Genomic DNA, 12,586 nt, shown 5'->3' with positions numbered 1-12,586 from the left:
GATCACACCCGCCGTCATCTCAAACCCCTCCTCGGCCACGTTCACTCGCCCGTCGGTGTCAGTGCCTTGAAGATCTGCGCGTTGTCAGGCGATGCCCAGATCGCCGGGAACGCGTACAGGTCATCGAGTGTGGGCCAGCCGGTGAACTTCGCGGCGTTGAACTCGCTCGTTGTTCCTCCGGTGAGTACCGGGATGTACGGCAGGTCCTCGACGATCGCGGCCTGGATGATGTCGAACTGCGCCTGGCGCGTCGCGAGGTCGGCCGGGTTCGTCTTCTTGAGCACGGCGAGTGCCTCATCGACGGCAGGGTCGCTGAAGCGCGCGACGTTGACGGGTGCTGCCTGACCGACCTCTGCGGTGTTCGCCGTCGAGAAGTAGTTGTTGTACAGGTAGTACGGGTCGGATGCTGCGCCCTGGCCGAGCGAGTCGATCGCCAGCTGGTAGTTGCCCTTGCTCTTCTTGTCGGTCCACTCGTTCCACGAGGACTGTGCGGCCGTGACGCCAATGCCTGCCGCCTTGAGCTGCTGGGCCATGGTGTCGATCGCGGTGATGTAGTCAGTCCAGCCGGTGACGACCTCGACCGTGAGGTTCAGCGCGACGCCATCCTTGGCGTAGATGCCGTCGGCATCCTTCTCGTAGCCGGCACCGGTGAGGATCTCGTCGACCTTGTCGAGGTCGGCCCCTGCGGGAACGCTCTTGTCTTCGATCGCGTCGGAGATGAACTCCTCCTGCGATGGCAGCAGTGCGAATGTCGGCGACATGTCGCTTGCGGTGTTCTGGAAGGCGAGCGAGTTCATCTGCTCGCGGTCGAGGGCGTAGTAGATCGCCTGGCGCACGGCCGGATCCGTCTGCGGGCCCGTGCAGCCGAGGTCGGCGTTCGAGCAGGTGAGCAGCGCCATCTGGTTTGCGCCGATCGTGATCGCCTCGTAGCCCGGGTAGTTCTCTGGAACGTTCTGGATGTCGGGGACAGGGCCCGTCTGCCAGTCGATCGTGCCAGCGGCAAGCGCGTCGGCTCCGGCGGTGTTGCCTGACAGCGACAGGTAGCGGACGTTCTCAACTGCGGGCGCGCCACCCCAGTAATCTTCGTTCGCGGTGATGGTGAACGCCTGCGGCTTGAAGTTTGCCAGCGTGTAGGGGCCGGTGCCCACCGGTTCGGCGACGACATCGGTGACGGGATCGATGCCTGACCAGATGTGCTCAGGAACGATGAACGTCTTGCCGAGAACCTCAGGGCCGGTGACGAACGCGGGCTCGGGGAATGCGATGCTGACGTGGAAGTCATCGAGTTTCGTCACCTCGCCGGCGAATCCGCCGGTGTTGATCGACGGGGTGTCGAGAATCATCTGGAACGTGAAGACAACGTCGTCTGCGTCGAATGCCTCACCGTCGCTCCAGGTGACGTCCTCGCGGAGCGTGAGATCGAGCTGCGTCCCGTCTTCATTCCACGTGTACTCGGTCGCGAGCAGCGGTTCGAAGTCTTCGGTGTTGACGTTCGTGACGAAGAACAGGGGCTCGAAAATCGTGCCGAGTCCACCGATGTTGGTGGGTGCGTACGGGTTGAAGTTGCGCTGGTAGTCGCCGGCCTGTCCGGTGAAGGCGACGAGCGTGTTCGCGTCGGACGCGGCACTGCCGGAGCCACCGGAGTCACCGGTGGAGGCACAGCCGGTCAACACGAGGCCGAGGGCGGTGGCGCCCGTGGCGATCGTGAGCGATGCGCGACGAGCGCGCTGTGAGCGAAGAATCATCCTTGGTCCTTTCCTCACGCCGCAGCTGGTGCCGCAGCGTCGACGAACCCTGTGCTGACGCAGGGGGCTGAGAGTGCGTTCTCCCGGACGCCATTGTTACGCACTGAAACGAACTCCGTCAAGCCAGTTAAGACACAAACGGAACAAAGTCGTCGAAGCGCTTCGGTGCCAGGGCAGAACGGGGACCCCGTCCGACATTCATCGGATGGGGTCCCCGTCATCGAGCTGGTGAGCTCAGGCCTGCAGGTCTCCTGCGTGTCGCAAAACGAGCGGAGCGGTGAATGCCGCAGGGTCGGTTCCCTCTGGCGCCCCGGTCACGAGGAACGAGTGGCTCTCGCCAGGCAACAATGTCACGAGGCCACTGTCGACCGATGCATCGACGTGCCCTCGATCCGCGAGCAGGAATGCGTCGCGGACGAACGAGCGCGCCGTCACTGTCACGCGCACGGCGCCATCCGCTGCTTCGGCAGAGACGTCGAACGATGCCTTCTCGAGACGCTGATCGACGACCTCGGCGAAGTTGTGCACCCCGCGACCGAAGCCGGGAGCGTCGATCACGAGCACCTCGCCCGCGGCATCCTCAGGCGCATGCAATGGGGCGGGAATCGCAAGGGTCGCTTCACCGCGCGCCGCGATCTCTGCGGTGACCGAGGTCTCTGCCAGCACTGTGCCGTCGAACGAGATACGGCGAATGGCGATGTCACCGGCCCAGGCCTCGGCGTGATCGTTGAGCAGAACTGCGGCGAGCGCTCCATCCCTCGGCTGCACGGTGATCAGGCGCGGTTCATAGACCGCCTTGAGCGCGTACCAGAGGGGCTTGCGGCGCTCGGCGAAGTCGACGGCCGCCCACGAGATGACTGGCCAATCGTCATTCAGCTGCCAGACGATCGAGCCGGTGTTGTACGGCGCGAGCGAGCGGAAGTGCGCGATGCCGAATCGCACGGCAGCCGCCTGGTTGAGCTGTGTGGCCCAGTGCCAGTCGTCGATTGTCGCGGGCTTTGGAAGGTGCGGGCCGTAACCGCGTTCGAGCTTGAGATTGCCCTTGTTTGCCTTCTGATGCACGAGCATCTGCTCGCCGTAGGGCTCGAGCGGGGAATCGTGCACGGCATCCGTGAGCGTCGTCCATGCGGGCGGCCCCTGGAAGCCGAACTCGGCGACGAAACGAGGCGTCCAATCGGCGTAGGCCGTGTAATCCTTCTCATTCCAGACATCCCAGATGTGCACCGTGCCGTGCGTGTCGAGGTTCGGGCTCACGTAAGAGGAGAACGAATAGGGGCTGCCCGCTGAGTAGAAGCGCGTTGGGTCGAGTTCCGCGAGCAGGCGCGGGAAGAGTCGGCGGTAGTACGCCTCACCCCACGTCTTGCCCTCGAGGCGCGTGCGCCATCCCCACTCGGCATAACCGACGATGTTCTCGTTGTTGCCGTTCCAGATCGCGAGCGATGGATGCGACGACAAGCGCGAGATCGCCTCGCGGGCTTCGGCTTCGATCTCGTCGGCGAGCCATTCTTCCTCCGCATAGGCGGCGCAGGCCAGCAGAAAGTCCTGCTGCACGAGGACGCCCTGCTCATCACAGATCGAGTAGAAGTCGTCGGACTCGTAGATTCCGCCACCCCACACTCGCAGCAGGTTCATGTTCGCCTCGGTCGCATCCGCGATGCGACGCGCGTAGCGGTCATGGTCGATCTCGGTGAGGAACGCGTGGTCAGGGATCCAGTTGGCGCCGCGGATGTGCACGAGCTGGTCGTTCACATACACCGCATACGGACTGCCGTGCTCGTCGGGCGCAATATCGACCCGCACAGTGCGGAAACCGATGCGGCCTTCCCAACTGTCGAGGTCAGCCAGTCGCACCGCGACGTCGTAGAGCGGCTGGGCGCCGTGGCTGCGCGGCCACCAGAGGTCCGCGTCGGCGACCTCGACCTGAATGTGCGTGCTGGTGGCGCCAGCGGTGATCTCGGCAGTGACGATCTGGCCGGCGATTTCAACCTCAACCTGGAGCGGCTTCTGTTTCAAACCGTCGGCGCGCTCGATTTCGATGTGGGCGTCGAGGATGCCAGTAGTGCCAATCTCGTCGGTCTTCACATCGACGAGCGGGCGGACGGACGCGATGCGCGCCGTCGACCAGGTCTCGATGCGGATGGGCTTCCAGATGCCGGCACCGGCGACATCGATGCCCCAGTCCCAGCCGAAGCTGCTGGCCATCTTGCGCACGGCGTTGTAGGGATGATGGTTCACGTAGGGACGTTCGCCGTGCTCGTCGGAGCGTGCGTGCGCCGCCGGCACGGGGGCGGCGAAGTCGATGCGCAGCGCGTTGTCACCTTCGACGAGCGCGGAGCCGATGTCGAAGCGGTATGAGCGGTGCTGGTTCTGGGTACGACCGACCTCGACGCCGTTGAGCGTCACGGTCGCGATTGTGTCGAGGCCGTCGGCGACGAAATCGCGACGCTCTGAGCCTTCGTCGTGCCAGCGGAATGTGGTCTCAAAAGTCCAGTCCACATCGCCGATCCACTGCTGCGCGGTCTCGTTCGCTCCGTCGAATGGTTCGTCGATGAGCCCGGCGCGCTGCAGGTCGAGGTGCACCGAACCCGGCACCTGTGCGGGTATCGAGTGACCTGCGACGTTCTCAGGCGCGGGACCTGAGGTCGCGGTGACGGTCCAGTTCTCGGACAGTTCGATGACGGTCATGCGGCTCCTTCGCCTCTGGTACACCCCGGTGGGCGCAACACTTAGTTCCATAGTCTTACAAACTCTGACGTATTGCGCGACCCCCAGTCGACATCAGCGGCAGCGAATTAGTGCCGCCATCCGGCGGATCTCGGCAGCCTTGATGTGGGTCAGGTCACTGTCGACGGATCCTGATCACCCGTGCAAACCGGCGTTTCACTTCGTCAAGCTATGGTCATGATCGGGGGTAATGATGCAGCCGAGCAACGAAGCGCACATGTCGGGAACAGGGCGCGCCGCCAAGACTAGGCGGGTCTTGTGGACTCTGATCGTGGTCACGTTGGTCGTATTCGCACTGCTCTACGTAGGGCGGCTGTTCTGGCTGAACATGATGGCCACCGAGGGCGACGTCCCGCCTGCGTCAGCGATCCCGTTGCCTGTAGGCGCCGAGATCCTCGGCGAAAGCACTGGTTGCGGGAGTGGCGGCTGCTCCACGACATTCACAGTCCGGCCCCCTGCAGGACAATCGCCGGAAGCTCTCGCCGAGGAAATGGGCGCGACTCCGCAGCTGGCTATTCCTGGGAACTTCTTCGACCCTCGCACGATCTGGGTGTCGGCGAGACCGGCGGGTAGCGTTCTCAATCTCGTCGTCGACTACTGGTCGTCGGAGTGGGTTCCGTAGATCAGCGCCGCGCGTGCTGCCGGCGACTGCGCTATCGTTTGAGTGTGATTACCGGATCGGCTCTATGCCATGCACAGGTTGGTAAACCGGAAGTTCTCTGAGGTTCTACCGGTCGTCTCGACCGGCGCAACCGCTCTCCTCGCCCGAGCAGCTTCATCGCCGCTCGCGGGCACCGCCGCCTTTGGCGTGCCGTTCGTATGCCCACGCATCAAACGGCATCTCGTACACGCCAGACAGAGACTTAGACAGGGAAATCACCATTTCAGCAACGTTCAATCACACCATCATCGCTTCGAAGGACCGTCATGAGTCCGCCAAGTTCTACCGGGAACTCATCGAAGCATCGGAAGCCGCCTCCTGGGGGCCGTTCTCCAACATCATGCTCGACGGCGGCGTGATGCTGCAGTTCGCGGAGCCACCCGTCGAGATCCAGATGCAGCACTATGCATTCCTGGTCGATGACGAGCTCTTCGATCGCGCCTACTCGCGCTTGGTCGACGGGGATGTGACCCACTGGGCAGACCCGCAGATGACCCGTTCGGGAGAGACAAACACCGAACACGGCGGACGGGGGGTCTACTTCAAGGACCCCTCCGGCCATGCCATCGAACTCATCACCCAGCCCTACCTCTAGAGAACGTCGGGTATGTCCTCGGACGCTCATCGGGCCAATGCCCGGTGGGGCGGGTAACGTCGGTGTCATCGCGGCGATCTGCGGCACAGAGGAGGGCCGGGCCATTGCAGGCCCGACCCTCCTCGACGCTTTGACTTTGTGTCAGCTGACCTCGCCTGCGGCCGCCTTTACAGCCGCGTCGATGTCCTCGATGCTGACGTCGAGCTGCTTCGCCACACGCTTCTCTGCTTTCAACTCGGCCTTCTCGACCGCGGCCTCTTCGGTGCTTTCACCGACGATGAGCAACGCGGCTTCCCCGACGTCGAGGAGGTCACCCAGCTCCTTGACCTCCTCGCGGGAGAGCCCCCTCGTGAGGTGGCCGCTCACCGCACCGATCGCGCCACCGACAACGGCCGTGCCGATGATCGCCGGCGGGAACAACAGGCCGACCACGGCGCCGATCGCGGCTCCGCCCCAGCCCCAGTGGCGGAAGGTCGTCTCGTCCTTGTTTACGTGGACCTTGCCTTTATCGTCTTTGGTGACGACGGCCGCGTCATAGGTTCCGATGGCCCCATCGGAATGCAGCTTCTTGAATGCGTCGTAGTCGACCCGGGCCTTATCCTTGCTCGGGTACGTTCCAATGAAGAGGAATACTCCGTCTGATTTTGTCATTTCGGCTCCTTCTCGTTGTGATGATGCCCGTCGATCGAACTACGCGCATCCTGACGCTCGTCACGCTATGCACGGGACGTCCAGTTGATAAGGGGGTTGCTAGGCGGCCGTGGTTGTGAGAAAACGCGCGCGGGGAAATCTGCCGCACCCCGCACTCACATCCACTTCTGCCGTCTGAACACGATGTAGAGCACGATCGCGAGCGCCAGCATCCCGCCGATCGCCATGGGACACCCGAACGTCCAGTGCAGCTCCGGCATGCACCACGGCAACGCCAGACACGATGAAACCCCCGATTTCTCGGGGGTTTCATTGGCGGTGACGGTGGGATTTGAACCCACGGTAGGGGTGAACCTACACAACATTTCGAGTGTTGCACCTTCGGCCGCTCGGACACGTCACCGCGAACGAGTTTACGCGACGGCGGGCTGTCGCGCGAATCGGCGCATTGTGAGCACGAAACGAGCTTTACCGCATGAGGAAGGACTAGGGAACTCCTGTCTCATGCAGCAACACTCGCCTCGTTGCCGCCCGGGATTGTGAGGCCGGGGCGAGTTAGGATGGCCTTACGGATGGACGGAGACGCCGGTCCGGAAAGGGTGTTCCATGAGCTTCATCACGTCAGCGGCGTTGGAGGAGACCGGATACGTCGTCCTCGACCGGTACGCCGATCCCATCGATCCCGCCGAATGGCTGGATCTCGACTACGTCGGCTGGCGTTCTTCCGGCATCACCCGCTTCGCACCACTGGCGAGCTACGCGGGCAAAGTCGAATGCAACGGCTTCTGGAATCAGACCCCGCCGCGCACCGACAAAGATGGCGTCTGGATTCCGAGTCAGGTCGAGAAGGCCCCCACACTCGCAAAGCTCGCCCAGGAGCCCGGCACGAACATCGGCCGCTGCCGCGTAATCGAACTGCAGCCGAACACCTACGCCGACGCCGTCTACAACCTGCACCAGGACGACAACAACCGCCTGAACGACGACGGCACCGGCTGGGTCGTGCGCTCCTTCATCAACCTCACCGACGACCCGGACTCGATGCTCATCCTGCGCGAAGACCGCTTCGACCCGGCGACCGAGATCAGGGTGGCGCTGCCCGTCGGCACCCGCATGGTTGTAGACACGCAACGCTTCTGGCACGCGGTCTGGCACCGAGGCAGCGCCCCGCGGTATTCACTCATCACGTCATGGACCTCTGGGCCAGAGCTCGACGCTTACATTGCCGACCTCAATGGCGACCAGCATCCGCAGAACGTCGCAATAGACCAGCAACTGATCGACGACGCGCAGGTCGAACTGCACCGCCGTATCGAAGAGCGCCGCCGCTCCTTCGAAGCGCAGGGGATCGTCATGGAGCCGCCGGTCGAGCTGTACTACTGACGCTCAGCTCTCCACGAAGTCGGCGAGGTTCCGCAGCGACGAGGTGAGTCCGTCGATGTGATCCGCTGCGGAGATGCCTTCTGGGACATCCTCTGCGCGGAAGACGACCTCCGAGCCTGTGCCGCACGCGATTGCCTCCCACGTCATCCGCATCGTTCCGCCGAATGCGGGATCATCCGATTCGAATTCGACGTCAGCCACAACGCGAACACCAGGGACCACCTCGACGAACGCACCCTCGACAACGTCCTGATCCGCGCTGCTCTTACCCGGCGCATCCTTCGCGTCGAGATAGGTGAGCACCAGCCGGTATCCGCCGCCGGGCTGCGCATCAAGGCGCTCCACCCGCCCGGTCATGCCCTCGGGCGGGAGCCATCTGGCCAAGGCCTCCGGGTCGATGAACGCCGCATAGACCCGCTCAGGCAATGCGCTGACCAGAAGACGTGCTTCGTCGATTCGCCCCATGCCGCCACGCTACGCCGCTACCGCCGAAGAATCCATCGAGCGGCTGACGGTCAAACGGTGCGCCCTGCCTCGATCCGCACGACGCGATCGACGGTGCCTACAGGCGGATCGACATGCGAGATCAGCAACACCGACTGCTCCCCTGCCGCGGAGAGCAGATCGCGAAGCAGTGTCTCGGATGCCTCGGGATCAACCCCGGCGGTCGGCTCATCCAGTACGAGCACCGGGAACCCGCGCAGCAGCGCCCGCGCCAGCGAGATCCGCTGCGCCTGCCCACCGGAGACCAGCGAACCGCGGTCGCCGACGCGCGCATCCAGTCCGCCTCGCTCCTGTGTCCAGCCCCTGAGGCCCACTCGGTCAAGTACGGCGAGAAGGTCGTCATCCGTCGCCGTGTCGCGGGCGAACAGCAGGTTCTGCCGGATGTCCTCATCGAACAACTGCGGGCTCTGCTCGCACAGCCCGATGATGCGTCGAAGCGCGGGCCCTGACAGCGCCGAGGCATCCGTCCCGCCGATCGTGTACTCGCCCTCTGACCGCAAGAATCCGACCAACACTGACGCCAACGAGCTCTTACCCGCGCCGCTCGGTCCGCTGAGGAGCACGCGCTCCCCCGCACCGAGATCCAGCGACACCCCGCGCAAAGTCGGTGCACCACCGGGCCACGACGCCCGCACATCGCGCAGGCGCAGAGCTGTACCGGCCGGCGCCTCGTCTGTTCCGGCATCCGTCCGCAGCTCCGCAGGAATCGAGGACGGCAGCACGTCGACGACGCGCTGTGCGCTCGAGCGCACGCTCCGCCAGGATGACGCCGCGATCGGCACCGCGCCGAAGACCTCGAACACGACCATCGGCACGAGCACGACGACCGCTAGCCATGGGCCATCGATCGTCCCGGTCACCAGCCCCGGGGATGCCGCTGCGACCGCCCACACCGACGCGACGCCCGCGAGCACCGAGACAACGCCTGCTGCGATCGCCTGCGCCAGCGAAGCACGGGTCACAGTGCGGCGAAGGGCAGCGTCAGCATGCTCGATGCGGTTCCGCGCTTGCGGTTCCGCTCCGTACGCCAACAGCACGTCGAGGCTGCCGAAGTAGTCGACGAGGGATGCGGAGAGCTCCGCCCGCTGCAGAGACACACGTTCCTCGGCACGAGATCCGAACACCCAGCCGAGCCCGATCGCGACGAGTGCCGCGATCGCCAGACAGGCGGCAAGCGTGAGTGCCGCGGGTGGCGAGATGAACGCGATGAAGCCCACCGCTCCGACCGCGACGACCGTCGCCACCGCGAGCGGCTGCACCACACGCAGCGGCAGGTTCTGCAGATTCTCCACATCATCGACGAGCGCCGACAGCACCTGTCCGCGATCAGTGTTGCCCAGCCCTGCGGGCGAAAGCGGGATGAGCCTGCGCACCATGTCAGAGCGCGTGCTGGCGAGCTGACGCAGCGCGGCATCATGCCCGGACAACCGCTCGAGATACCGGAACACCGCCCGCGACACAGCGAAGAACCGCACTCCGACGACCGCGATAGACAACGGCACCAGAGAGTCGACGATCGAGGCGCTGATGATCAGCCATCCGCTCACCGCGAGCAGCGACACCGCGGCCCCGGCCGACAGCACACCCCAGATGAGCCCTGGCAGGAACCGCCGCACCGGAGGCTGCGCGAGGCGCAAGACATCGCTGACCTTCACACCCTCACCCCCAGCTCTACGACTTGATCCGCAATCTCCCGCGCGGAGCGGCGGTGCGAGACGAGCAGGATCGTGGCCCCGGCATCCGCCCGCTCGCGCAGCGACTGCCACAGGCGGGCCTCGGTGTCGGCATCCAGCGCACTCGAGGGCTCGTCCAGCATCACCACGCGCACGGGGTCAGCGGCGTGCCTATACAACGCTCGCGCGACGGCGACGCGCTGCGCCTGGCCGCCCGACAGGCCGCTCCCCTGTATGCCTAGTTCCTGCGCCGGATCGAGATCGGCGGCGCACGCGTCATCGAGTGCCTCCCGGACCCCGGCGGCCGAGGGGTCCGGATCGCCCAGAGCCACGTTCGATGCGATCGTGCCCTGGATCAGCCCCGGCGTCTGCCCTGCCCAGGCGAGCCAGTCGGCCGGCGAGAGAGCACCGACGTCCTCGCCTGAGAACACCGCTGAGCCTTCAAACGCTGCAGCGCCGCGCAGAGCGGCCAGCACGCTGGACTTGCCCGCGCCGCTCGGCCCCTCGATCAGCGTGATCGTGCCGGGCAAAGCAGTGAATGAGACGGGTGGGAGGTCGCGGACACGGAGGTCGTTTGCGCACAACTTCGCAAAACCGGCCGTGATCCGGCCGTCGGAGGCCGTTTCCGCCCCATCCGCAGCCTTCTTTGCGAAGTTATGAACGGCGCCCGCCTCATCCAGCACCTCGAAGATGTCCTCGGTCGCCGCGACTCCCTCTGACGCGGCGTGGAACTGCACTCCAACCTGGCGAATCGGCAGGAACGCCTCCGGCGCCAGCAGCAGCACGAACAGCCCCACTTCGAGCGGCATGTCTCCTGCCAGCAGCCGGAACCCGACCGTCACAGCGATCAGCGCGACTGCGAGCGACGCCAGCAGCTCCATCGCGAAGCCTGAGAGGAACGAGAACCGCAGCACCTTCATCGTTTCGCGGCGATACTGCTCGGCCGTGATTTCGATCTGGGAGGCCGCGCGCCGCTCGCGTCCGAAGAGCCGCAGCGTGGCAAGCCCCTGCACTGTGTCGGCGAAGCGCGCAGCCAGGTGCTGCAGCGTCTGCCATTGCTTCCGCTGCACGGTGCGCGTCGCCATGCCGATGAGGATGAGGAACAGCGGGATGAGTGGGAGCGTGATGGTCGCGATCAGACCGCTCGGCCAGTCGAGCCACCACATCACGAGAACCAGTACCGGCGTCGCGATCACAGTCAGCACGAGCTGCGGCACGTAGCGGGCGAAGTAGGTGTCCAGAGCTTCGAGTCCGTGGCCAGCGGTCACTGCCAGCGATGCCTGGTTGCGAGTTGCCAGCCAACCAGGCCCCAACCGTCCGACGGCGCCGATCAACGCCGAGCGCAGCTGCATCCCCGTCTTCGCCGCGGCCGCAGAACCTGCGGCATCCGAGGCGGCGATCAGACCGCCACGCACCAGCGCCAGTGCGAGCAGCCAGATCAGCGAACTGCCAATGGAACGGTCCGCGAGAGCCCCCGTGATGGCATCCGTCAGAAACCAAGCGAAGGCAATGACGACGACGGTCTGAAGTACGCCGATGAACGCTGCGAGGGCGAAGAACCCCCGCGCGGCGCCGGCGTACCTCAGCAGCCTCGGATCGACGGGTTTCACGCGTGCGCCGGATCCCCGTCGAACGCGGTCCCTTCGATCGACGACCCCTCGATCGAGGCGCGGGTCACGCGCTTGCGGAACACCCAGTAGGTCCAGCCCTGATAGAGCAGCACCAGCGGCATGGCGAACAATGCCGTCCAGCTCATGATCGTCAGCGTGTACTGCGTGCTCGACGCGTTCTCAATCGTGAGGCTGAAAGCCGGGTCGATCGTCGACGGCAGCACATTCGGGAACAGTGCCGCGAACAGCGTGACGACTGCGAACAGTGTGGTCGCCGCCCCGAAGGTGAATGCCCAACCCTCGCGTCCCCGCGCATTGGAAATGATGGACAGCACCAGCGACACCGCGGCGAGCGCGGCCAGCACGAGCACCACGAGCGAGAAGTGCGCGGCCACGGTCCAGACCAGGAACGCCGCCGCGACGACCAGGGTCAGCAGTCCTGCACGGAAGGCCAGGCGACGAGCATCCGTCCGCAGCTGACCGTCCGTCTTGAGCGCCACAAAGGTCACCCCGTGCGTGAAGAACAGCAGCAGAGTGGTGAGCCCGCCGAGCAGTCCGTACGGGTTCAGCAGAGTGAGCAGCGTCCCCTGCATGATGTGGTTCTCATCCAGAGGCACGCCCTGCACGATATTTGCGAAGGCGACGCCCCACAGGAACGCTGGCACGGCCGAGCCGATCACGATCATCCGGTCGAATCCCGCTTTCCAGCGGGCGCTCTCGCGCTGGTGGCGGTACTCGAACGAGACACCGCGCAGGATGAGGGTCAGCAGGATGAGCAGCAGCGCCAGGTAGAAGCCGCTGAACAGCGAGGCGTACCACTCCGGGAAGGATGCGAACAGGCAGGCGCCTGCGACGATGAGCCACGTCTCATTGAGATCCCAGACCGGGCCGATCGTATTGATCACCTGCCGGCGCGAGACGTCGTCCTTACCGAGGAAGGGCAGCGACATTCCGACACCGAAGTCGAAGCCGTCAAGCACGAAGTAGCCGACGAAGAGGAAGGCGATGATGCCGAACCAGAGTGTTGCGAGATCCATTTC

General features: G+C 64.9%; 10 protein-coding genes and 1 tRNA gene. 3 read left to right on the top strand and 8 right to left on the bottom strand.

The annotated features are described in order from the left end of the window. Nucleotides 1–41: 41 nt before the first annotated feature. Nucleotides 42–1,745, bottom strand: coding sequence for an ABC transporter substrate-binding protein (locus tag AC1C2O_RS15815; protein ID WP_495431394.1), 1,704 nt, complete (start codon nt 1,743–1,745; stop codon nt 42–44). Nucleotides 1,746–1,979: 234 nt separating this feature from the next. Beyond that, nucleotides 1,980–4,430, bottom strand: a complete 2,451-nt coding sequence (locus AC1C2O_RS15810; RefSeq protein ID WP_495431393.1) for a glycoside hydrolase family 2 protein — start codon at nt 4,428–4,430, stop codon at nt 1,980–1,982. Between the two features lie 310 nt (nt 4,431–4,740). Here AC1C2O_RS15810 and AC1C2O_RS15805 point away from each other — a divergent pair, with 310 nt between their 5' ends. Both AC1C2O_RS15805 and AC1C2O_RS15800 read left to right on the top strand, forming a co-directional pair. Next, entirely contained in the window at nt 4,741–5,091 is a 351-nt protein-coding gene (locus AC1C2O_RS15805) for a hypothetical protein (protein ID WP_495431392.1), read from the top strand. A 181-nt stretch (nt 5,092–5,272) separates the two neighbouring features. Beyond that, nucleotides 5,273–5,725 (top strand): VOC family protein, encoded by a 453-nt coding sequence (locus AC1C2O_RS15800; protein WP_495431391.1) that lies wholly within the window; start codon nt 5,273–5,275, stop codon nt 5,723–5,725. A 141-nt stretch (nt 5,726–5,866) separates the two neighbouring features. Here the strand turns inward: AC1C2O_RS15800 and AC1C2O_RS15795 are convergent, their stop codons facing one another. Together AC1C2O_RS15795 and AC1C2O_RS15790 are read right to left on the bottom strand one after the other, a co-directional pair. Beyond that, the gene (locus AC1C2O_RS15795) at nt 5,867–6,376 is read right to left on the bottom strand and encodes a DUF1269 domain-containing protein (RefSeq protein WP_495431390.1); all 510 of its coding nucleotides are present in this window, start codon (nt 6,374–6,376) and stop codon (nt 5,867–5,869) included. A 313-nt stretch (nt 6,377–6,689) separates the two neighbouring features. Further along, a tRNA-Ser gene (locus AC1C2O_RS15790) sits at nt 6,690–6,779 on the bottom strand. A gap of 203 nt (nt 6,780–6,982) precedes the next feature. On the opposite strand from AC1C2O_RS15790, the gene AC1C2O_RS15785 reads away from it, so the two are divergent. After that, nucleotides 6,983–7,759, top strand: a complete 777-nt coding sequence (locus AC1C2O_RS15785) for a hypothetical protein (RefSeq protein ID WP_495431389.1) — start codon at nt 6,983–6,985, stop codon at nt 7,757–7,759. Nucleotides 7,760–7,762: 3 nt separating this feature from the next. Here the strand turns inward: AC1C2O_RS15785 and AC1C2O_RS15780 are convergent, their stop codons facing one another. From AC1C2O_RS15780 to cydB, 4 genes are read right to left on the bottom strand one after another with little or no spacing between them, the layout of a single operon-like run. After that, on the bottom strand, nt 7,763–8,224 hold the full coding sequence (locus tag AC1C2O_RS15780) for an SRPBCC domain-containing protein (protein WP_495431388.1): 462 nt from the start codon (nt 8,222–8,224) through the stop codon (nt 7,763–7,765). Between the two features lie 50 nt (nt 8,225–8,274). Further along, a complete protein-coding gene (gene cydC / locus AC1C2O_RS15775; RefSeq protein ID WP_495431387.1) occupies nt 8,275–9,918 on the bottom strand; it encodes a thiol reductant ABC exporter subunit CydC in 1,644 nt (547 codons plus the stop codon). Next, the gene (cydD, locus tag AC1C2O_RS15770) at nt 9,915–11,546 is read right to left on the bottom strand and encodes a thiol reductant ABC exporter subunit CydD (RefSeq protein WP_495431386.1); all 1,632 of its coding nucleotides are present in this window, start codon (nt 11,544–11,546) and stop codon (nt 9,915–9,917) included. The genes cydC and cydD overlap by 4 nt, the downstream gene beginning before the upstream one ends. After that, nucleotides 11,543–12,583, bottom strand: coding sequence for a cytochrome d ubiquinol oxidase subunit II (cydB, locus tag AC1C2O_RS15765; protein ID WP_495431385.1), 1,041 nt, complete (start codon nt 12,581–12,583; stop codon nt 11,543–11,545). The genes cydD and cydB overlap by 4 nt, the downstream gene beginning before the upstream one ends. Nucleotides 12,584–12,586: the final 3 nt, after the last annotated feature.

The organism is Microbacterium sp. Y355 (assembly GCF_059445345.1).
Note: the sequence above shows the minus strand (reverse complement) of the source record. Positions and strands in the feature narration are given on the sequence as shown.